The organism is Litorihabitans aurantiacus (assembly GCF_030161595.1).
GTDB classification, from domain to species: domain Bacteria; phylum Actinomycetota; class Actinomycetes; order Actinomycetales; family Beutenbergiaceae; genus Litorihabitans; species Litorihabitans aurantiacus.
Map to the genome: position 1 here is coordinate 1,743,173 of NZ_BSUM01000001.1, position 20,897 is coordinate 1,764,069.

18 protein-coding genes and 6 pseudogenes are annotated in these 20,897 nt (G+C 74.4%); all 24 read right to left on the reverse strand.

Features of this window, described 5'->3' with window-relative positions:
- Positions 1-124: 124 nt before the first annotated feature.
- Positions 125-835, reverse strand: a complete 711-nt coding sequence (locus tag QQK22_RS08210) for a DivIVA domain-containing protein (protein WP_284250491.1) — start codon at positions 833-835, stop codon at positions 125-127.
- Positions 836-931: 96 nt separating this feature from the next.
- On the reverse strand, positions 932-1,222 hold the full coding sequence (locus QQK22_RS08215) for a YggT family protein (RefSeq protein ID WP_284250492.1): 291 nt from the start codon (positions 1,220-1,222) through the stop codon (positions 932-934).
- Positions 1,223-1,311: 89 nt separating this feature from the next.
- A complete protein-coding gene (locus tag QQK22_RS08220) occupies positions 1,312-1,773 on the reverse strand; it encodes a cell division protein SepF (protein ID WP_284250493.1) in 462 nt (153 codons plus the stop codon).
- Between the two features lie 53 nt (positions 1,774-1,826).
- Complete coding sequence (locus QQK22_RS08225; protein WP_284250494.1) at positions 1,827-2,681, reverse strand: purine nucleoside phosphorylase YfiH/LACC1 family protein; 855 nt, start codon at positions 2,679-2,681, stop codon at positions 1,827-1,829.
- A pseudogene (ftsZ, locus tag QQK22_RS08230) lies at positions 2,678-3,909 on the reverse strand (cell division protein FtsZ). Before ftsZ ends, QQK22_RS08225 begins: the two are co-directional and overlap by 4 nt.
- A gap of 158 nt (positions 3,910-4,067) precedes the next feature.
- A complete protein-coding gene (locus QQK22_RS08235; RefSeq protein WP_284250495.1) occupies positions 4,068-5,039 on the reverse strand; it encodes a cell division protein FtsQ/DivIB in 972 nt (323 codons plus the stop codon).
- Positions 5,036-6,277: a glutamate ligase domain-containing protein gene (locus QQK22_RS08240; RefSeq protein WP_284250496.1), complete on the reverse strand. Its 1,242-nt coding sequence runs from the start codon at positions 6,275-6,277 to the stop codon at positions 5,036-5,038. The genes QQK22_RS08235 and QQK22_RS08240 overlap by 4 nt, the downstream gene beginning before the upstream one ends.
- Complete coding sequence (locus QQK22_RS08245) at positions 6,274-6,534, reverse strand: Mur ligase domain-containing protein (RefSeq protein ID WP_284250497.1); 261 nt, start codon at positions 6,532-6,534, stop codon at positions 6,274-6,276. The genes QQK22_RS08240 and QQK22_RS08245 overlap by 4 nt, the downstream gene beginning before the upstream one ends.
- A gap of 8 nt (positions 6,535-6,542) precedes the next feature.
- Positions 6,543-7,766, reverse strand: coding sequence for a UDP-N-acetylglucosamine--N-acetylmuramyl-(pentapeptide) pyrophosphoryl-undecaprenol N-acetylglucosamine transferase (locus QQK22_RS08250; protein WP_284250498.1), 1,224 nt, complete (start codon positions 7,764-7,766; stop codon positions 6,543-6,545).
- Positions 7,767-7,914: 148 nt separating this feature from the next.
- Positions 7,915-9,107, reverse strand: a pseudogene (locus QQK22_RS08260) (FtsW/RodA/SpoVE family cell cycle protein); the annotation flags it as partial.
- On the reverse strand, positions 9,104-9,289 hold the full coding sequence (locus QQK22_RS08265) for a hypothetical protein (RefSeq protein ID WP_284250500.1): 186 nt from the start codon (positions 9,287-9,289) through the stop codon (positions 9,104-9,106). The gene QQK22_RS08265 and the pseudogene QQK22_RS08260, both read right to left, overlap by 4 nt.
- Before the next feature lie 29 nt (positions 9,290-9,318).
- Complete coding sequence (locus QQK22_RS19250) at positions 9,319-10,284, reverse strand: Mur ligase family protein (RefSeq protein ID WP_431310187.1); 966 nt, start codon at positions 10,282-10,284, stop codon at positions 9,319-9,321.
- Positions 10,285-10,361: 77 nt separating this feature from the next.
- A pseudogene (locus tag QQK22_RS19255) lies at positions 10,362-10,634 on the reverse strand (NAD-binding protein); the annotation flags it as partial.
- Positions 10,631-11,725 carry a phospho-N-acetylmuramoyl-pentapeptide-transferase gene (gene mraY, locus QQK22_RS08285; protein ID WP_284250502.1) on the reverse strand — a complete coding sequence of 365 codons (1,095 nt, stop codon included), beginning with the start codon at positions 11,723-11,725 and terminating at the stop codon, positions 10,631-10,633. The pseudogene QQK22_RS19255 and the gene mraY, both read right to left, overlap by 4 nt.
- Entirely contained in the window at positions 11,722-12,336 is a 615-nt protein-coding gene (locus QQK22_RS18700; protein WP_348525541.1) for a glutamate ligase domain-containing protein, read from the reverse strand. The genes mraY and QQK22_RS18700 overlap by 4 nt, the downstream gene beginning before the upstream one ends.
- On the reverse strand, positions 12,270-13,175 hold the full coding sequence (locus tag QQK22_RS18705; protein ID WP_348525542.1) for a UDP-N-acetylmuramoyl-tripeptide--D-alanyl-D-alanine ligase: 906 nt from the start codon (positions 13,173-13,175) through the stop codon (positions 12,270-12,272). The genes QQK22_RS18700 and QQK22_RS18705 overlap by 67 nt, the downstream gene beginning before the upstream one ends.
- On the reverse strand, positions 13,172-13,666 hold the full coding sequence (locus QQK22_RS18710) for a glutamate ligase domain-containing protein (protein WP_348525543.1): 495 nt from the start codon (positions 13,664-13,666) through the stop codon (positions 13,172-13,174). Before QQK22_RS18710 ends, QQK22_RS18705 begins: the two co-directional genes overlap by 4 nt.
- 335 nt (positions 13,667-14,001) lie before the next feature.
- Positions 14,002-14,775 (reverse strand): annotated as a pseudogene (locus tag QQK22_RS18715) (Mur ligase family protein); the annotation flags it as partial.
- An 11-nt stretch (positions 14,776-14,786) separates the two neighbouring features.
- Positions 14,787-16,532: a peptidoglycan D,D-transpeptidase FtsI family protein gene (locus tag QQK22_RS08300; RefSeq protein WP_284250503.1), complete on the reverse strand. Its 1,746-nt coding sequence runs from the start codon at positions 16,530-16,532 to the stop codon at positions 14,787-14,789.
- 187 nt (positions 16,533-16,719) lie between these two features.
- Entirely contained in the window at positions 16,720-17,133 is a 414-nt protein-coding gene (gene ftsL, locus QQK22_RS08305; RefSeq protein WP_284250504.1) for a cell division protein FtsL, read from the reverse strand.
- A pseudogene (gene rsmH / locus QQK22_RS08310) lies at positions 17,130-18,124 on the reverse strand (16S rRNA (cytosine(1402)-N(4))-methyltransferase RsmH). Before rsmH ends, ftsL begins: the two are co-directional and overlap by 4 nt.
- Positions 18,125-18,301: 177 nt before the next feature.
- Positions 18,302-18,730 carry a division/cell wall cluster transcriptional repressor MraZ gene (gene mraZ / locus QQK22_RS08315; protein ID WP_284250505.1) on the reverse strand — a complete coding sequence of 143 codons (429 nt, stop codon included), beginning with the start codon at positions 18,728-18,730 and terminating at the stop codon, positions 18,302-18,304.
- Positions 18,731-19,086: 356 nt separating this feature from the next.
- Positions 19,087-19,460 (reverse strand): annotated as a pseudogene (locus QQK22_RS08320) (DUF3040 domain-containing protein).
- 28 nt (positions 19,461-19,488) lie between these two features.
- The gene (gene dinB, locus QQK22_RS08325) at positions 19,489-20,844 is read right to left on the reverse strand and encodes a DNA polymerase IV (RefSeq protein ID WP_284250507.1); all 1,356 of its coding nucleotides are present in this window, start codon (positions 20,842-20,844) and stop codon (positions 19,489-19,491) included.
- Between the last annotated feature and the right edge of the window lie 53 nt (positions 20,845-20,897).

Genomic DNA, 20,897 nt, shown 5'->3' on the forward strand with positions numbered 1-20,897 from the left:
CCATCCTCCCCCACCGCGAGGCCCAGGTGCGCCGGGCCCGAGACGCCGAGGGCCCGGACCACCGTGAGGTGGTCCGGGCCCTCGGGGAGCACGCGGTGCACGGGGCGCTGGCGCGCCGCCTGTATCAGAGGCGCGCGGGCGGCCCGTCGAGGCTGACCTGGTCGGCCTGCGCGTCGAGCGTCTCCAGGAGGCTGCCGATGTAGGTCTTGAGACGACCGCGGTAGTCGCGCTCGTACTCCTTCAGACCCTCGATCTTGTGCTCGAGCGTCGCGCGCTCGGTCTCGAGCTGCTGGAGCGTGCGGGCACGCTGGGCCTCGGCGTCCGAGACGAGCGTCGCGGCCTCCTGGCGAGCGGCGCCGACGATGCGGTCGCCCTCGTCGCGGCCGTTGCGCACGTACTCGTCGTGGACGCGCTGGGCGAGCTGCAGCATGCCCGTGGCCGACTCCGGCTCGGTCTGGCCGGCGGGGACGACGGAGGTCTGCTGCACCGCGGGGGCGGACGCGGTGACGGGCGTCTCTTCCACGGGGGCCGCCTCGACGACGGGCTCCGGCTCGGGTTCGGGGGTGACCTCGGCCTCGGGCTCCGCGACCGGCTCGTCGACCACCGGGGTGATCTGGCTGGTCTGGTCCGCAGCAGCGGCGCGCGTGGCCTCGCCACCGGCCTGCTCCTGCTCGGCGATCTTCGCCTTGAGCTCGGCGTTCTCGCCCTGGAGCACGCGGAGGGTGTTGACGATCTCGTCCAGGAAGTCGTCGACCTCGTCCTGGTCGTAGCCCTCGCGGAACTTCGTGGTCTGGAAAGTCTTCTTGAGAACGTCGTCTGCCGTCAGCAGAGTCATGTCGTCACCTCAGTCTTCTAGAGACGCACGCATGCTCACATGCGTCGATCGCGGTCAACGGTAGCCCATCGGGGCCGGGGACGTTCACCCCGCAGGTCATGCAGCGAGCGACCCGAGGATCCACATCAGGATCCACGCCCCGAACATCACCAGGATGAAGGCCAGGTCCAGCGCGATGCCGCCGAGCCGGAGCGGCGGCACCACCCGTCGCACGGCCTTGAGCGGCGGGTCGGTCGTCGTGTAGACGACGTCGGCCGCGATGAGGGCCAGGCCCTGCGGTCGCCACTCGCGGGCCACCATCTGCACGACGTCGTAGACGATGCGGACCAGGAGGGCGACGACGAACAGCAGCACCAGGACGTACAGGACGGTCGCGATCGCACTCACGGGACCACTCTACGGGCGAGGGACCCGGCCGCCGAGCCGGTGACCCGGCTCGGGCGGCTCGGGACGGGATCGACCGCCGGCACGGAGGTTCAGCTCTGGTTGAACAGGTTGCTCTGCTCGGTGGCGCCGGGGTCGGTCGCGACCTCGACCGAGGCGGGCGAGAGCAGGAAGACCTTGTTCGTCACGCGCTCGATGGCGCCGTGCAGGCCGAAGGCCAGGCCCGCGGAGAAGTCGACGAGACGCTTGGCGTCGGCGTCGGACATCTCGGTCAGGTTCATGATGACCGGCGTGCCCGAGCGGAAGGACTCACCGATGACCTTCGCGTCGTTGTAGGTGCGCGGGTGGACGGTCGTGATCCGGCGCAGGTCGCCGCTGGGGACGGCCGAGCGGGCCGCGCTGATCGGCGTGACGGGGGCGGTGCGCGCGGGCGCCGCGGGCGCCTCGACCTCGTCCATCGCGTACTCCTCGTCGTTCACGCCGTACTCCAGCTCCTGGTCGCGGTCGGGCTCGGAGAGCCCGAGGTACTCCATCGTCTTGCGCAGCGCTCCCATGAGCGTCCTCTCCCTCGGTCACGACTCCCGGCGAGCCTCGTCCGCCAGCGACGCTAGCCGCCCGTCGCGGCGCCGCCCGGCATCCCGCCCCGGCGTGTCGCGACGACTCCGGCGAACCGGCCTGTCACGCCGTCGCGCCGGTAGGAGTAGAAGCGCTCGTCCTCGTGCGTGCACACGCCCACCGACGTCGCCATCACCCCGGCGCGCCCCAGCTGCGCGAGGACGCCCGCCGGGAGGTCGAGCGCGGGTGTGCCCCACGAGGTCGTCGCGACGGCGGCGGGCTCGACGGCGCCCACCTCGCCCCGCATCTCCTGCGGCACCTCGTAGCAGCGGCCGCAGATGGCCGGGCCGACGACGGCGCGCAGCTCGACGCCGGACGGGGCGGTCGCGGACGTCTCACCGGCCGCCGCGCGCAGCGCCTCGACCGCGGCGGGCAGGACGCCCGCGAGGAGGCCGCGACGGCCCGAGTGCACCGCGGCGACGGCGAGCGGTCGGCCGGCGCGGGCGTCACCCTCCCCGACGACGGCCGCCAGCAGTACGGGGACGCAGTCGGCCGCGAGGGCGGCGACGCCGCGTCCCGGCGCGGTCGTGACGAGCGCGTCGACGGCGAGCGCGTCACCGCCGACGGCACCGACGGCGCGACCGTCCGGACCGATGCGCGCGACGTCGCGACCGTGCACCGGCCGCGACCACGTGACCGGGGCGCCCAGCACCGCGGCGACACGGGCGCGGTTGGTCGCGACCGCGCGCGGGTCGTCGCCGACCCCCGCACCGAGGTTGAGCCCGTCCCGGGGCGGTGCGCTGACCCCGCCCGCGCGCGTGGTGAAGAACGCCGAGACGCCGACGGCGAGGTCGGCCCGCAGCACCTGCGGGTCGACCTCGCCGTCGGCGGTGTCCGGAAGGGTCACTTCAGGAAGTCGGGCACGTCCAGCTCCTCGTCGCGGCGCGGCCGCAGGGGGCGCTCCTCGACGGCCACGGGGCGCTGGGGCTCGGGGGCCGAGACCACGGGTGCGGCGTCGCTCGTCACGGGTGCGGCGGGGGCCTGGGCCTGCGGCTCGGCCGCGCGACCGCCGCGGTCGAGGTCGGCGTCGGTCAGCTGCGCCGGGACGGCGATCGGCGTCTGCGGTCGGGCGGCCTGGCCGGGGGCGCGCTCGCTGCGGGCGGGCGGGGCCGCCGGCGCCTTGGCGGGCGTGCCGCTGTCGAACCCGGCGGCGATGACGGTCACGCGGACCTCGTCGCCGAGCGTGTCGTCGATGACCGTGCCGAAGATGATGTTGGCCTCGGGGTGCGCGGCCTCCTGGACCAGACGCGCGGCCTCGGTGACCTCGAACATCCCCAGGTCGCTGCCGCCCTGGATCGAGAGCAGCACGCCGTGCGCGCCGTCGATGCTCGCCTCGAGCAGCGGGGAGGAGATGGCGTTCTCGGCGGCCTGGAGCGCCCGGTCCTCGCCGACGGCGGAGCCGATCCCCATGAGCGCGCTGCCGGCGCCCTGCATGACGGACTTCACGTCGGCGAAGTCGAGGTTGATCAGACCCGGCGTGGTGATGAGGTCGGTGATGCCCTGGACACCGGAGAGCAGGACCTGATCGGCCGACTTGAAGGCGTCCAGCACCGAGATGTTCTGGTCGCTGATCGAGAGCAGTCGGTCGTTCGGGATCACGATGAGGGTGTCGACCTCGGCGCGCAGCGCCTCGATGCCCGACTCGGCCTGCGTCGAGCGGCGGCGCCCTCGAAGGTGAACGGGCGGGTGACGACGCCGATCGTCAGGGCGCCGAGCTTGCGGGCGATGCGGGCGACCACCGGGGCACCGCCGGTGCCCGTGCCGCCGCCCTCGCCCGCCGTGACGAAGACCATGTCGGCGCCGCGCAGGACGTCCTCGATCTCCTCGGCGTGGTCCTCGGCGGCCTTCTTGCCGACCTCGGGGTCGGCGCCGGCACCGAGGCCGCGGGTCAGGTCCCGCCCGACCTCGAGCTTCACGTCGGCGTCGCACATCAGCAGCGCCTGGGCGTCGGTGTTCACCGCGACGAACTCGACGCCCCTCAGTCCGGCGTCGATCATGCGGTTGACGGCGTTCACGCCGCCGCCGCCGATGCCGACGACCTTGATGACCGCCAGGTAGTTCTGCGGTGTCGTCACGTGCGTCCCTCTCGTCCGGCCCACCCGCTCGGGGGACTCTCCTGCTCGAACTTTCACCCTCAGGTTGAGAGTGAGACTTATGTCAGATTGCGATGGGTCGACGGTAGGCCGACCTCGGGCCTGCGACAACGACCGCCGGGGCGTGTCGAGCCATCGGATCAGCTCGTGACCGGCGACTCGGGTTCGCTGACGTCGTAGGTGCGCGCGCCGACCTGGAGCAGGGTGCTGAGCACGGCGGCCTTGAGCTCGCTGCGGGCCACCCCTCCCCAGGTGACCTGGGCGCCGTCGACGAGCTCGAACCGGATGCTGCCCGGCGCGCTCGCCCCCGCGCTGGCGACCTGGCCGAGCAGGTCGGGGGGCAGCACCGCGAGCACCGCGAGCACGTCCTCCACCATCCGCCCCGCCTCGGGGGCCGCGGTGTCCACCGCGAGCACGGGCAGACCGGCGGGCGCGGCGTCGCCCGGGACGGTCGTGATGACGACGCCGTCGCTGCCCACGACCTGGACCGCGCCGTCCGGCTGCGCCACGAGCGCCACGGGCTCGCGCGCCACGACGGTCAGCGTCAGACCGCGCGGCAGGTCGCGAGCCACCTCGACCTCCGCGACGGCGGGCAGCTGCTCGATCCGGTCGCGCAGCGCCGCGGTGTCCAGGCGGAGCAGCGGCGTCCCCTCGTCCTGGGCTGCGGCGCCCACCACGGCCGTGGGGTCCACGTACGGTCCGCCGCCGACCACGACGACCTCCTCCGCCTCGAGCGCGAACACCGGGGAGGCCAGGGTCAGCCACCCGAGGCCGCCGAGGGCGGCTGCCGCAGCGGTGACCACGCCCACCCGGACCCACGTCGCACGGCGACGTGCGGCATCGCGCGCGGCCCAGGCGGGCTCGAGGGAGCGCGGTGCGGGGAGGACCCGAGCCTGCGCGGCGCGCTCGACGCCGTCCGACCCGCCCTCGTGCTCGTCCTCCGGCCCGTCGTCGTCCAGGATGATGAGGTCCTGGCCGCGGTCGGGACCGGACGCGTCCCGGCGCGCGGGCGCGGTACCGCCGCGGACCCCGGTCGCGCCCGCCCCACGCGACGCCGACGGCCGACGCGGGGTCGCCGTCGCGGGCCGGCGGGGCGCGGCGGGCGGCCTCACGCGTCCTCGGCGACCGTGCCGGACGGATCCGACGAGTCGGACGGGCCGGACGAGTCCTCCGCACGGCGTCGCAGGTGCTCGAGCACCAGGGGCGCCAGCAGCGTCACGTCACCGGACCCGATGGTCATGACGAGGTCGCCGGGCCCCGCGAGCGCGGCGACCCGCTCGGCGGCGGCGACGCGGTCCGGCACGAGCTGGAACGGCATGGCGCCGCGCTCGGCGCGCTCCTCGGGCTCGGCGTCGGTGATGAGGGCCGAGGTCACGCCGTCGATCGGCGCCTCGCGCGAACCGAAGACGTCGCACACCACCACGGCGTCGGCGGCGTCCAGCGCGTCGGCGAACTCCGCCGCGAAGTCGCGCGTGCGGGTGAACAGCGCCGGCTGGAACAGCGCCACGACGCGTCCCTCGCCCGCGGCGAGCCGACCCGCCGCCAGCGCGCTGGCGACCTTGGTGGGGTTGTGCGCGTAGTCGTCGACCACGCGCACGTCGTCGGCGGTCCCGACGGTCTCGAAGCGCCGTCCGGCCCCCGCGAAACCCTCCAGCGCGTCGGCGACGGCGCGCGCCCCCGCGAGACCGGTGGCCTCGAGCGCGGCGGCCCACGCCGCGGCGGCGTCCAGCACGGTGTGGAGACCGGGTGCGGCCACGCGCAGCGCGACCGCAGGTGCGAGCGCGACGCCGTCGGCGCCCACGAGCGCGAGGGTCGCGGCCGAGTGGCCGGCCGTCAGCTCGACGTCGGTCAGGCCGACGTGCTCGACGGCGAGCCGCGCCCCGTCCGTACCCCGCGGATCGGTGCGGCCGTAGGTGCGCACGCGCAGCCCGGCGGCGTGCGCGCGGCGGGCGATCTCGAGCGACCCGGCGTCGTCGCTGCAGGCGATCAGCACGCCGTCGGGCGTCAGGCGGCGGGCGAACGCCTCGAACGCGTCGAGGATCTCGGCCAGTCCGCTGTAGTGCGCGAGGTGGTCCTCCTCGACGTTCGTGACGATCGCGACGCGCGGCGCGTACCGCAGGAACGAGCCGTCGGACTCGTCGGCCTCGGCGACGAACGGCCCCGTCCCCACGCGCGACCCCGCCGACCACGAGGTCACGGTGCCACCGATCGCGGCGCCCGGGTCGCAGCCCGCCCCCTCGAGCGCGACGGCGAGCATCGCCGACGTCGTCGTCTTGCCGTGCGTCCCGGCCACGGCGTAGAACGGGCGCCCCGCCGTGAGGCGCGTCATCGCCTCGGAGCGGTGGATCACCTCGACCCCCGCTCCCGGGCGGCCACGACCTCGACGTTCGTGGGCGGGATCGCCGTGGAGACCACCACGACGTCGGCACCCGCCACCTGGTCCGGGGCGTGGCCGATGTCGACGTGCGCCCCGCGCCCGCGCAGGCGGACGACCTCCTCACCCGCGACCTGGTCGGACCCGGTCACCCGGTGCCCGAGCTCGAGGGCGATCTCGGCGAGCACGCTCATGCCGTGCCCGCCGATCGCGATGAAGTGCCAGTGGCTCACGTGCGGCGTCACTCCTGCGGATCGGTGTCGGTGGTGCTGTCGGTGGTACCGGCGGCGTCGTCACTGGTGGCGGTGGTGGTGGTGGCTCGCCCCGCGGCGTCGCGGACGAGGTCCGCGAGGCGGGCCGCGCCGTCGGCGATGCCGGTCGTGCGGGCGGCCGCCCCCATCGCGGCGAGCCGGTCGGTGTCCGCCACGAGCGGGAGCACGTGCTCGCGCAGCCAGGCGGGGGTGAGCGCGGCGTCGTCGACGACGAGCGCACCGCCCGCTCGCTCGAGCCCGCGGACGTTGAGCCGCTGCTCGCCGTTGCCGATCGGGAGCGGGACGTACACGCCGGGGAGGCCGAGCGCGGCCTGCTCCCCCACCGTCCCGGCGCCCGAGCGGCCCACGACGAGGTCGGCACACGCGTACGCGTCCTCGATCGCGTCGAGGTAGGGCACGAGGTGGTAGTCGCTCCCCGCCGCCTCCGCCGCCGGGCGCACGGCGTCGTCCTTGCCCCGGCCGGCCGCGTGCAGCACCTGCACACCGGCCTTGGTGAGGTCGGCGGCGGTGCCGGCGAGGGCCTCGTTGATGCGCTGGGCACCGAGCGAGCCGCCCGTGACCAGGAGCACGGGGCGGTCCGCGTCGAGCCCGAGGCGCGCGGCGGCCTCGCGGCGCGCCGCGGCGGACTGCTGCGCGTCCACCCGCCGCCGCGCCAGGTCGGCGAGCGCGGGCCGCAGCGGCAGCCCGGTGTGGACCGTGCGCCCACGTCGCGCGGTGAGCGAGGTCTCGGCGAACGTGAGGGCGACGACGGCGGCGCGCCGCGCACCCAGCCGGTTGGCGAGCCCCGCGCGGACGTTCTGCTCGTGGATCACCACCGGCAGCCCGGCCCGCGCCGCGGCCCGGTAGGCGGGGGTGGCGACGTAGCCGCCGAAACCCACCACGACGTCGGCGTCCACGCGCGCGATCGCCTCGCCCGTGAGGCCGACGGCGCGGGTGAAGGCGCGCGGGAAGCGCAGCGCGGCCGCGTCGGGCCGGCGCGGGAAGGGCACGCGCGGGATGGTCGCGAGCTCGTAGCCGCGCTGGGGCACCAGGCGCTGCTCGAGCCCCTCGGCCGTGCCCAGCACGACTATCTCGGTGGCAGCGTCGCGCGAGCGGAGCTCGTCGGCGAGAGCGAGCAGAGGGTTGACGTGGCCGGCGGTGCCGCCACCGGCGAGCAGGACGCGCAGCGGGCCGGCACCGCGCGGGGCGCTCATGCGCGCCCCCGCGGCGGGCGAGGACGCCGAACGAGCGGCGGACCGCGCCGCGGCGCGCCATCAGCGCCGCGCGGGCGCCCGGCTCGTCGCGGGCGAACGCGAGGACGACACCCATCGCCAGGACGGTCGCGATGAGCGCCGAGCCGCCGGAGGAGATGAACGGGAGCGGGATGCCGATGACCGGGAGGACACCGATGACGACGCCGATGTTGACCAGGGCCTGCGCCAGGATCCACGCCGCGATCGCCGCCGTCGTGATCTTCGCGACCGGGTCGGGGTGTCGCAGCACGACCCGCGTCAGCCCCACCATCAGGAGCCCGAACAGCACCAGGATCAGCAGCGTGCCGAGCAGCCCGAGCTCCTCGCCGATGATGGCGAGGATGAAGTCGTTGTTGGCCTCCGGGAGGTAGAGCCACTTGGTGCGCGACCCCCGAGACCGACACCCGACAGTCCCCCGGTCCCCAGCGCCTGCAGCGCGTGGCCGGTCTGGTAGGCGAGACCGTCGTCGTCGAGCGAGTCCGGGCTGAACAGCGCCATGATCCGGGCCATCCGGGTCTCGCCCTGGGTGGCCATGAAGGCGACGACGGCGACGCCGGCGAGGCCCAGCGCACCGAAGTAGCGCGTCGGCAGCCCGGCGACCCACAGCGCCCCCGCCACCAGCGCGCCCAGCACGAGGGCCGTACCGAGGTCGTGGGTGTAGAGCTGCGCCGCGATCATGCCGCCGGCGCCCGCCGCGGGGAGGATGATGTGGCGGATCTGTCCGAGCTGGTGCCGCTTCGCGGCCAGCACGGCGCCGAGCCAGAGCGCGAGGGCGGGCTTGGCGAACTCGGCCGGCTGGAAGTAGATGACACCCAGGTCGATGCCGGTGATGTTGCCGCCCGACGTCGTCGCGATGCCGGGCGCGAGGATCGGGAGCAGCTGCAGCCCCAGCGCGGCCAGGTACGCCGGCCACGCGAGCACGCGCAGCACCCGGAGCGGCAGGTGGGACAGTCCGAAGGCGAACGGGAGGAAGAGCGCGGCGTAGAGCGCCTGGCTCTGGACGCCCGAGAGCGGACCGGCCTGGCTCGCGAGCGACGTGATCGTCGAGCTCGAGAGCACGAACACCAGCCCGAGCGTGACCAGCACGAGCGAGACCGAGCCGATGAGGTAGTAGGAGGTGACCGGGGAGTCCCACGCCGTGCGGATCGCGGTCCGCGTGGCGGACTCGGGTGCCGTTCGGGTGGCACGGGCGGAGCGGCCGGTGCGCGCGGCCGCGGCAGGTCGACGGGCACCCGTCGACCGGGCGGAGCTGCTGCCGAGACGCCCTCGACCGGCGCGCGGTCGGGAGTCGGTGACGGTCATGCCTGCTCCTGTTCTCCTCCTGCCCGGGCGCTGCTCCCGAGCTCCCCCACGGCGGTCACGAAGGCGTCGCCGCGGTGACCGTAGCTGCGGAACTGGTCCCACGACGCCCCGGCCGGGGCCATCAGCACCGTGTCGCCCGGCCGCGCCAGGTCGCTCGCGGCCGTGACCGCAGCACGCATCACCGCCTCAGTGTCACCGTCGGGGACCACGATCACCGGGAGGTGGCTCGCGTGTCGCGCGAGCGGCTCGAGCCACGCGCGCGGGTCGCGCCCGATGAGCACGACCCCCGCATCTTGACCGCGAAGTCGCGCACGAGGTCGTCGAGGTCGGCCCCCTTGGCGTCGCCGCCGGCGAGCCAGACCGCGCTCCCGTCGGCCAGCGCGCGCAGCGACGCCGCGGCCGCGTGCGCGTTGGTGGCCTTGGAGTCGTTGACCCAGGTGACGCCGTCGATCACCGCGACGCGCGCGATGCGGTGATCCTCCACCCGGAAGGCGCGCAGCCCGGCCGCGATCGCGTCGGGGTCGACGCCGCCCTCGCGCACCAGCGCGGCCGCCGCCATCGCGTTCGTGACGATGTGGAGCGGCAGCCCCGCCTCCCCCATGCCGAGGTGCGCGACGTCGTCGGTCGTGAACAGCTCGACGCCCTCGGTGCGGCGGCGCGGGTGGAACGCGCGGTCGATCACCGCGTCCTCGACCAGACCGACCTGTGCGAGGCCCGGGACGGCCAGCGAGAGCCCGACGGCGCGGGCGCCCTCGGTCACCTCGGCCTCCTCGACCATCTCCCGCGCGCCTGGCTCCCAGGTGGGGTAGACGCACGCCCCCGTGGTCCCGCGGTAGACCGCGGCCTTGGCGGCGCGGTAGCGCTCCATGGTGCCGAAGTGGTCGAGGTGGTCCTCGGCGACGTTGAGGCAGATGCTCGCGAGCGGGCGCGGGAGCGAGGTGTCGTGCAGCTGCAGCGCCGCGATCTCGATCGGCCACGCCTGGGGGCGCGCACCACACCCGCGTCGTCGGCGACCCCCTCGAGCGCGACGGTCGAGACCGCCACCCCCATGTTCCCGAGCGGCGGCGCGTGCAGCCCGCCGGCGCGCAGCAGCGCGCTGGTCATCTGCGCCGTCGTGGTCTTGCCGTTGGTGCCCGTGACGAAGAACCAGGGCGCGTCGTCGAGCCGGATCATCCAGGCGAGGTCGAACTCGGTGATGAGCCGCACCCCGGCCGCGCGGGGCAGCGCGAGGAGCGGTGAGGCCAGCGGGATACCGGGCGAGACGACCGCGAGACGGGCGCCGGAGTCCAGCAGCGCACGGGCGAGGGCAGACTCGCCGTCGCCCGCCAGGACGCGCACGCCCGGGAGCTGCGCCGCCGTGCGCGCGGCGACCTCCGGGCGGGAGTCGAGCGCCACGACGTCGGCGCCCAGCGCGTGCAGCGTGCGCGCGGCCGCCGCACCCGTCAGCCCCAGCCCGACCACGGCCACGCGGGCGCCGCGCAGCGCCTCGCGCGCGGCCGTGCCGCGCAGCGCGAGCGGGTCGCTCATCCGGTGATCCACTCGCCGTAGAACACGGCCAGACCCACGGCCGCGAAGACCGCCGAGATGAGCCAGAACCGGATCACGATCGTGACCTCCTCCCAGCCCGCGAGCTCGAAGTGGTGGTGCAGCGGTGCCATACGGAACACGCGCCTGCCGCCGGAGATCTTGAAGAAGCCGATCTGGATCACGCTGGAGGCGACGATCACGACGAACATCCCGGCGATGATCGGTGCGAGCAGCTCGGTGCGCGTGAGGATCGAGAGCCCGGCCAGCGCGCCACCGAGGGCGAGCGAGCCGGTGTCACCCATGAAGATCTTGGCGGGTGAGCCGTTCCACCACAGGAACCCGATGCACGCACCGACGATCGCCGCCGTCACGATCGCGAGGTCGAGCGGATCGCGCGTGGTGTAGCAGCGGGGTCCGGCCAGCAGGTCGTTGCACGACTGGTTGAACTGCCACATCGTCACCAGCACGTACGCGCCGAACGCGAAGACGCTCACCCCGGTCGCGAGCCCGTCCAGGCCGTCGGTGAGATTCACCGCGTTGGACCACGCCGTCACGAGGAAGTTGGCCCACACCACGAACAGCAGCAGCCCGACGACCGATCCGGCGAACGCGAGCGAGAGGCCGGTGTCGCGGATGAAGGAGATGCCCATGGACGCCGGCGTCTCCCCCTCGGCGTTCGGGAACTGCAGCACCAGGAGGCTGAACGCGATGCCGACGCCGCCCTGTCCGATGATCTTGGCGATCGGCGAGAGGCCGAGCGAGCGCTGCTTGGAGATCTTCGTGAAGTCGTCGGCGAACCCGACGGCCCCGAGCCCGACCATGAGGAAGAGCAGGAGCAGCCCCGACGCGCTCGGGGTGGACCCGGTGCGCATCCAGGAGACCAGGTTCGCCACGAGGTAGCCCAGGACGGTCGCGCCGATGATGACGACGCCGCCCATCGTGGGCGTGCCGCGCTTCGTGTGGTGCGAGGTCGGGCCGTCCTGCCGGATGAACTGGCCGTACTGCTTGCGCACGAGCAACCGGATGAACCACGGCGTGCCGAAGAGGGAGATCGCGAGGGCCACGCCCCCGGACACGAGGACGGGGATCACCGGGCGGCTCCGAGGTCACGGGTGGCGAGCACGCGGTCGGCGAGCAGGTGCAGGCCGCTGCCGTGGGAGGACTTCAGCAGGACGACGTCGCCCGGCTCACCGTGCTCCCGGAGCCAGGCCTGGGCCTCGTCGATGTCCGACACGAACGTCGCCTCCTCGCCGAAGGACCCCTCGAGCAGGGCCCCGGTGTACATGGCCCGCGCGCCGTCGCCGACGACGACCAGGCGCGAGACGTCGAGCCGGACGGCGAGGCGACCGAGCGCGTCGTGCTGGCGCAGCGCGTCCTCACCCAGCTCGCGCATCTCGCCGAGCACCGCAATGCTACGGCGGCCCCCGGCGGCGAGGGCGACGAGCGCCTTGAGCGCCGCACGCATCGACTCCGGGTTGGCGTTGTAGGAGTCGTCGATCACGGTGACGCCGCCGGGCAGCTCCGTGACCGCCATGCGGTGCGGGCTCGCCGCGCCGGCGCCCGCGAGGCGCGCGGCGACGTCGGCGACGGCGATGCCGCTCTCGAGCGCGATCGTCGCCGCCGCGAGGGCGTTGGTCACGTGGTGCTCGCCCACGAGGGCGAGCGTGACGTCGGCCGCCAGCTCGGCCCCGCCGTCGGGCACGCGACGCCGGTCGACGAGGCGGAACGCGGCGCGCGCGCCGTCCGTCGTCCGCACGTCGCGCGCGACGACGTCGGCCTCCCCTCGCGCCCGAAGGTGACGGTGCGCGGGGCGAGCGCGGCCATCGCCGCGACGCGCGGGTCGTCCGCGTTCAGCACCGCCGTGCCGCCCGGAGCCAGGCCGGTGACGATCTCGCTCTTGGCGCGCGCCACTCCGTCCACGCCGCCGAAACCACCGAGGTGGGCGGTGCCGACCACGAGGACGGCCGCGACGTCGGGCGGGGCGATGTCGGTGAGGTAGTCGATGTGGCCCGGACCGCTGGCCCCCATCTCCAGCACGAGGGTCGTCGTCTCCTGGGTGCACCGCAGCACCGTGACCGGCAGCCCGACCTCGTTGTTGAACGAGCGCACCGGGGCCACGGTCGGGCCGTCCGCGGCGAAGATGCTCGCGAGCAGGTCCTTGGTGGTGGTCTTGCCGACCGACCCCGTCATCGCGACGACGCGCAGCGGCGAGCCCGCGCGCTCGCGCAGCCGGCGCAGCACACCCCGGGCGAGAGCCCCGAGCGCGGCGGTCGGATCCGGCACGACGACGACGGGCAGCTCCCGCCCGTCGTCGTCGGTGAGCGGGTGCTCGGCCAGCACGAGGGCCGCGCCCGCCGCGACGGCGCGGGCCGCGAACGCGTGCCCGTCGACCTGCTCACCGCGGATCGCGACGAACAGCGAGCCCGGCTCGACCTCGCGCGAGTCGGTGACGACGGCGCCGTCGACCACGGCGTCGTCAGGAACACCGCGCAGCGTCCCGCCGACGAGGTCGGCCACCTCGCGGGCGCGCAGCGCGATCACGCGCGCTCCTGCAGCAGCGTGCGGGCGTGCGCGAGGTAGACGTCGCGGTCGTTGTAGCGGTGGAACACTCCGGCGATCTCCTGGGTCGGTTCGTGCCCCTTGCCGGTGACGATCACCGTGTCGCCCTCACCCGTGGCGCTCATCGCGTGCCGCAGCGCGGCCGCGCGACCCTCGGGGATCTCGACGACGTCGATCAGGTCGGGGCGCACGCGCGCCGCGCCCTCGAGGATGGCGGCGCGGATCGTGCCGGGCACCTCCGAGCGCGGGTTCTCGTCGGTCACGACGACGACGTCGGCCAGCCGCGCCGCGATCTCACCGAGCAGCGGGCGCTTGCCCTGGTCGCGGTCGCCGTCCGAGCCGAGGACGAGCACGAGCCGGCCGGGCGTGATCGGGCGCACCGCCTCGAGCGCGTACACGAGCGCGTCGGGCGTGTGGGCGTAGTCGACGATGCACAGCGGCAGCCCCTGGCCGCGCTCGACCACCCGCTCCATGCGGCCCGGGATCGCGGTGACGGACGCGACCGCGTCGACCGCGACGTCGATCGGCACACCCGCGCTGACGGCGACCACGATCGCCGTCGCCGCGTTGGAGACGTTGACGAGGCCGGGCAGGGGGCTGTGCGCGGTGTGGCGCACGCCGTCGGGCCCCCGCAGCTCGAAGGTGGACCCCACGCCGTCGAGCCCGATGTCGGCCGCGACGACCTGCCAGTCGGCGTCGGCGCCCCCTCGGTGTCGAGGTGCGTCGCGAGCGTCGCGACCGGGATCGGCGCCGATGCCGCGAGTCGGCGGCCCCAGTCGTCGTCGACGACCACGACCCCGCGCGCCGCACGCTCGGGCGCGAACAGGCTCGCCTTCGTCGCGAAGTAGCTCTCCATGTCGCCGTGGAAGTCGAGGTGGTCGCGCTGCAGGTTGGTGAAGGCGACGACGTCGAAGCGCACCCCGGCGAGCCGGTGCAGCGCGATCGCGTGCGAGGAGACCTCGGTCGTGAGGTTCGTGACCCCGCGGTCGCGGGCGACGGCGAGCAGCCGGTGCAGCGCGGGCGCCTCGACCGTGGTGCGCGGGGACTCCACGCCCTCGTCCCCGATCCGGAGCTCCACCGTGCCCATGAGGGCCGAGGTCCCCAGACCGGCGCGCAGCGCGGCCTCGACGAAGTAGGTCGTGGTGGTCTTGCCGTTCGTGCCCGTGACGCCGACCGTGACGAGGTCGTCCGACGGTGCGCCGTAGACCACGTCGGCCAGCAGTCCCGCGACGGCGCGCGGGTCCGGGTGCACCAGGACGGGCGCGCCGAGGTCGGCGTGCAGCTCGGCGACCAGCGCGGCGCCGCTCGCGTCGGTCACGACGGCGACGGCGCCCGCGGCGACGGCGGCGGCCGCGTAGCGCGCGCCGTGGGCGGTGAAGCCCGGGATCGCGACGAACAGGTCGCCCGGCAGGACGGCGTCGCTCGCGACGCTGACGCCGGTCACGGGGACCGCGTCGGGACGGTCGGCCGGGCCGTCAGCGTGGGTCGGCTCGGCGGCGACGAGGTCGAACCGCGCGGCGAGGTCGCCCAGCGCGGTCGCGGGGAGCGGTTCCGGTCGGAACCGCGTCAGCGGAGAAGTCACGTCGGACCAATCTACTCGGCGTCGGGACCGGAGCCCGGGCCGTAGAGCTCGTACAGGGTGTCGGTGGTGCCGCTCGGGGGGATGCCCTTCATCTGCAGCGCGGCGGAGGCGACGTCGTGGAAGACGGGAGCGGCCAGGGCGCCGCCCGTTCCGGCACCGGCGGGGCGGAACACGATGACGCCGACGGCGATCTCGGGGTCCTCGGCGGGAACGACGCCGACGAACGACGCCGCCGTGTCGGTGAGCCGACCGTCGACGGTGTTGGGGATCTGCGCCGTGCCGGTCTTGCCGGCGACGCGGTACCCGTCGATCGCGGCCTTCTTGCCGGTCGTGCCGAGCTGGTCCGCCATGACGCCCTCGAGCATGAGGAGCATCTCGTCGGCGGTCTGCTCCGAGACGACCTCGACGCTCTCGCCGACCTCGGCGGGCGTGAAGGAGCCGCTCGCGTCGGAGTAGCCGTCGACCATGTGCAGCGGGAGGCGGACACCGCCGTTGCCCAGCGTCGCCATGACGTTCGTGATCTGGAGCAGGTTGACCTGGTTGGCCTGGCCGAACATGGTCACGTAGCGCGTGCGGCCGTCCCACGCCGCGGGGTCCATGTTGGTCCCCGCGCGCTCCCCCGCGAGCTCGATGCCCGTGCGCCCGCCCCAGCCGAAGGCGTTCATGTAGTCCAGGCGCTCGCTGTCGCTCATCAGGTCGCCGATCTGGACCGTGCCCGTGTTCGAGGAGAACGCCAGGACGCCGGCGGTCGTCAGCTCGTACTCGGGGTGCTCGGTGGCGTCCTTGAACGTCTGACCGTTCGGCATCGTCAGCTGGTCGGGCACCGTGAAGGTCGAGGTGGGCTCGATGAGGCCCTCGTTCAGCGCGGCGGCGACGGTGAGGATCTTGCCCGTCGACCCTGGCTCGTACGGGCTCGTCACCGAACGCACCGTGCCGCTGCCCGTCGGCGAGTTGGGGTCGATCGAGCCGGAGTCGCACAGCGCCAGGACGCGACCCGTCTTGACCTCGAGCACGACGGCGGCGCCGAACTCGGCCCGGGACTGCTCCACCTGGCCGTCCACGGAGGACTGGCACGCGTACTGCAGATCGAGGTCGAGGCTGGTGTGCACCGTGGCGCCGTCCTGGGCCGCGACGGTCGACTGCGCCGCGAACGGGATGACCGTGCCACCGATCCCGGTCTCGTAGCTGCGCGTGCCGTCGGTCCCCTGCAGCCGGTCGTCGAGGCTGTACTCGAGACCCGACGCACCGCTGCTGTCGTCCTTGAGCCAGCCGATGAGGTCGCCCGCAGTCGTGCCGTTGGGGTACACGCGCGTGGTGGTCGCGTGGGTCGTGAGCCCGTTGATGCCCAGCTCCTCGACCTGCTCGCGGACCTCGGGGGTGACCTCGCGGGCGATGACGAGCCCGCCGGCGGTGCCGGTGAGCTGCGCACCGAGCTCGTGCTCGGGGACGCCGAGGAGCGGCGCCAGCTGCCTGGCCGCCTCGACGGCGCCCCGTCCGAGGACGTCGGTGGTGTCCTCGCCGTAGCGCACGTAGGCCGGCACCTGACGCAGGTCGACCTGGACGTCGTACCGCACCACGGACGTGGCCATCACCATGCCGTCGGCGTCGAGGATCTCCCCGCGCTGGGCGTTGATCGGGATCGTGCGCGACCGGGTCTCGCGGCCCTGCTCGGCGAGCTCGGAGGCCTGCACGACCTGGACCTGCACGAGGCGGACGGCGAAGAGCGCCAGCACCACCAGGACGATCCACAGCAGCACGCGCTGGCGCCCGCTCGGGGTGCCGAGCCGGGGCCCGACGGCGGCGGGCGCCTGCGGGGGCGCGCACCTGCGCCCGGGGTCCGGGTGGTGCTGCGCGCGGGTGCCATGGAGGTCGATGCTCCCCCGGATCGTGCCCCGGGGCGGGGGGACACGCCGGGGCGCGGCGACGAGCCCGGACGCTCGCGCGTCACTGCCCGCCCACCAGAGTGCCGTCCGAGAGCCGGATGTAGACGAGGCCGGGGTTGGGCACGAGGCCGAGCTCGGCCGCCTGCGCCATCACCTGCGCGGGTGAGCTCGCCGCCTCCACGCGGCCCGAGAGCGACTCGACGTCCTGCCGCGCCGTCGCGAGCTCAGCCTGCTTGTCGCGGATCGCGTACGACGTGGCGGCCATCGAGGTGTTCAGCCCGAGCGCCGCCAGCAGCGATGCCAGGAGCACCCCCGCGCACACCGCGAAGAACGGGACGCGTGCGGCCTCGGCCCGGGTCTGGCGCACGAGACGCAGGCGCGGCAGCGCCGTGCCGCGCGCCCCGCGCGCGGCGGAGCCCGTGGCGGCCGAGCCCGGGCGGGCGACGGGCGTGATCCGTGCCGGTGCGGCGCTCATGCCGTTCTCCTCAGGTGCTCGGGGGTGTCTCGGGTGCGCCGGGCGGCGCGGAGTCGGACGGAGGTGGATCGCGGGTTGCGCTCGATCTCGCCGTCGTCGGCCTTCTCAGCCCCGCGCACGAGCAGCTCGAGGTAGGGACGGTGCGTCTCGGGTTCGACGGGCCAGTCGCGCGGGGCGCTCGAGGTGGCGCCGCGCGCGAGCTCGCGCTTGACCATCCGGTCCTCGAGCGAGTGGTAGGACTCCACGACGATCCGGCCACCGACGGCGAGCGCCTCGACCGCGCGCGGCAACGCGTCCTCGAGGACCTCGAGCTCGGCGTTGACCGCGATGCGGATGGCCTGGAACGTGCGCTTGGCGGGGTGGCCGCCGGTCTTCTGCTTCGCCATCGGGACCGCTCGGCGGACGATGTCGGCGAGCTGGACCGACGTGGTCAGCTCCTGCTCCGCCCGGGCCCGCACGATGGCGGACGCGATGCGCGGCGCGAACCGCTCCTCGCCGTAGGTCCACAGGATCCGGCGCAGCTCGGCCTCGCTCGCGCCGGCCAGGAGCTCGGCGGCGGTCTCCCCGGTCGTCGTGTCCATCCGCATGTCCAGCGGCGCCGGCCGCGCGTAGGAGAAGCCTCGCTCGGCGTCGTCCAGCTGCAGCGAGGAGACCCCCAGGTCGAGGAGCACCCCTGCACGGCGCCACCCGCGTGGGTGGCGGCGACGGCGTCGATCCGGTCGTAGGTGGTGTGCACGGGGGTGAACCGCTCCCCGAAGCGCGCGAGCCGCTCGCCGGCGAGCGCGAGGGCCGCCGGATCGCGGTCGATGCCGATGACGCGGGCGTTCGGGCACTGCTCGAGCACGGCCTCGGTGTGGCCGCCCATGCCGAGCGTGCCGTCCACGAGGACGCTCCCGGGCTCGACCAGGGCCGGTGCGAGGAGGTCGACGCAGCGCTGCAGCAGCACGGGGACGTGGAGGTCCCCGGCGCGGCGGTCGCGGTCCTGCGTCATCGGTCCTCCTCGTGACTGGTGGGGTGGGGTCGTCGGGTGTGCGGCTGGTGCGGGTGGGGTGGTGGTGCCGAGTGAGGGCGTCGTCGTCGCCCCAGGACTCCCTCCGGCTGAGCTGGCACCGGGGAAGTGCGCCAGATCGTTCGGCGGGAGACCTCGAGCGACGTCGAGGTCGGATGGTCAGAAGTCCGGCACCACCTCCCCCGCCGCGTCCTCGAACGCGGCCGAGGCCCCGGTGAGGTAGTCGTCCCACGCCGCGGCGTCCCAGATCTCCAGCTTGTTCCCGGTCCCGACGACGGCGAGGTCGCGCTGGAGCGCCGCCCACTCCCGCAGGACGGACGGCACCGTGACGCGGCCCTGCTTGTCGGGGATCTCGTCGTGCGCCCCCGAGAGCAGGACGCGGTTGAAGTCCCGCGCCTGCTTCGAGGTCAGCGGAGCCGCACGCAGGGACTTGTGCAGCTCCACGAACTCGGCCATCGGGAAGACGAAGAGGCACTTCTCGTGCCCCCGCGTCATCACCAGACCGGGGGCGAGCTCCTCGCGGAACTTGGCGGGGAGGATCAGGCGGCCCTTGTCGTCGAGCTTGGGCGTGAAGGTCCCGATCAGCATGCGAACCGCACCTCCCTCACCCGTTGGCTCCGCGTGGCTCCACCCTACTCCACTTCACTCCACAACTGAGGGATCCAGTGCCGTTGACGGACAGAAACGGAAGTGTCTGCGCAGGTCAGGGCACCACGATGAGAGTGGAGGAGATTTCGTGTGCGCGATCGTCCAGGAGGCGCGTGACGTCGCCCGCCCCCGCTGCGGGCACGAAAAAACCCCGAACCGTCGCGGTTCGGGGTTCTCGATCGGCGCGGTGCCGACCGGGTGGAGCGAGGTGGAGCGGAGCGGTCAGGAGGCTGGTGACCGGCCGTGGAGGACGGTGGAGCGTACCGACGGACCGAGCGGTCGCGGGGCTGAGGGGGTCAGCGCCCGTTCTCGCGGCGGCGGTCCCAGCGCTCGTCCAGGCGGGTCATGAAGGACGAGCGCGAGGCGGCGGTCGTCGGACGCGGTGCGGGCGCCGCACCGCCACCCTGCTCCTGCGTCGAACGACCGCGCGACATCGCCACGAGGACGCCGCCGAACATGGCCAGGAAGCCGAGCACGCCGAGCCAGGTCATCTGCTGCGAGACGCCGCCGACCAGGAGACCGAGGCCGGCCACGACGACGAGGGCGCCGAGGACCACACGGGAGGTACGGCGCTTCCCCCCGAGAACGACTGGGCCAGCTTGGGGTCGTCAGAGCTCAGCTGACGTTCCATCTGCGCGAGCACACGCTGCTCGTACTCCGACAGTGGCATGTCGACCTCCTCGGCTGGCCGTGTACCCCTAGCGTAAGCGCCTGCGGGCGCTGGTGGTAGTCGCGGGAGTGTCGGGCGTCGCCGTCGACGGCGAGCCTGCCTCCGCGGCGCCGCCGGGCGCAGGGCCCGGGGCGCCGACCGTGCCACCCGACCTGCCGCCCGACCTGCCGCCCGACCCTCCGCCCAGCAGCGACGCCGCCACGGTGGCGGCGCCCGGGAACCGCCGCCCGACGTCGTCGAGGACGTTCTCGAGCGCGCGCTGCGCACTGTCGTCCTCGCCCAGGTGGCCCTGCAGCGCGGTCCCCGCCGCGGGCACCAGGTCGTCCGCGCGCACCCCCACGAGCCGGACGCCGCCCGCCGGAATCGCCACCCCCGACAGCAGCGCCACGGCGGCGCGGTACACCTCCCGCGCGAGGTCGCTCGGGGCGTCCAGCCGGCGCGAGCGCGTCAGCGTCGTGAAGTCGGACATGCGGACCTTGATCGAGACGCCCCGCGCCAGCAGCCCGGCCTCCCGCAGCCGCCGCGCGCACGTGTGGGCCTGGCCGAGCATCACGCGGGTGAGCTCGGCGGCGTCGGCGGTGTCGCGGGCGAACGTGTGCTCCGACGAGATCGAGCGCTCGGTCCTGGTGGGCGTCACCCGGCGCGGGTCGCGACCCCACGAGAGGTCGTGCAGCCGCGCGGCGGCCGCCACGCCGAGACGCGCGCGCAGGCTCGCGACCGGGGTGTGGGCCAGCTCCGCCACCGTGCGGATGCCGACCTCCGCCAGCCTGCCCCGCGTGCTCTCCCCCACGCCCCACAGGGCCGAGACGTCGAGCCCGTGCAGGAAGTCGACGGCGTGGTCCGCGGGCACGACCAGCATCCCGTCCGGCTTGGCCCGGGTCGAGGCGATCTTGGCGACGAACATCGTCGGCGCGACGCCGACGGAGGCCGCGAGCCCGAGCTCGTCGCGGATCCGGGCGCGGACGGCGGCACCGATCTCGCGGGGCGGGCCGAGCCGCCGTCGCGCACCCGACACGTCGAGGAAGGCCTCGTCCACGGAGATCTGCTGCATCACCGGCGTCACGTCGGCGAGGATCGCCATGACCCGTCTCGACACCCGGCGGTAGACGTCCTGGCGCGGGGGCAGCACGACGGCGGCGGGGCACCGCACGCGCGCCAGCGCCATCGGCATCCCCGACGTGACGCCGAAGGCGCGGGCCTCGTAGGTCGCCGCGAGCACGACACCGCGCTCCTGACCGCCGACGATCATCGGCCGCCCGCGCAGCCCCGGGTGGTCGGCGAGCTCCACGCTGGCGAAGAACGCGTCCATGTCGACGTGGAGGATCGGGCTCGCGGAGTCGTCCTGATCCGCCCGTCCGTCGCGCGCCACCGGCCCCGTCTCCACCACCCCAGTGTCGAACAGGGGTTCGACCCCGGTCAAGACGACTACGATCGGCC

Coding starts and splice junctions, on each gene's coding strand:
- mraZ (WP_284250505.1), bottom strand. CDS start 18,730: ATGCTGATCGGGACCTTCACGCCCAAGCTCGACGACAAGGGCCGCCTG.
- QQK22_RS18710 (WP_348525543.1), bottom strand. CDS start 13,666: ATGGAGCGGGTGGTCGAGCGCGGCCAGGGGCTGCCGCTGTGCATCGTC.
- QQK22_RS08210 (WP_284250491.1), bottom strand. CDS start 835: ATGACTCTGCTGACGGCAGACGACGTTCTCAAGAAGACTTTCCAGACC.
- ftsL (WP_284250504.1), bottom strand. CDS start 17,133: ATGAGCGCCGCACCGGCACGGATCACGCCCGTCGCCCGCCCGGGCTCG.
- QQK22_RS08250 (WP_284250498.1), bottom strand. CDS start 7,766: ATGAGCGCCCCGCGCGGTGCCGGCCCGCTGCGCGTCCTGCTCGCCGGT.
- QQK22_RS08220 (WP_284250493.1), bottom strand. CDS start 1,773: ATGGGAGCGCTGCGCAAGACGATGGAGTACCTCGGGCTCTCCGAGCCC.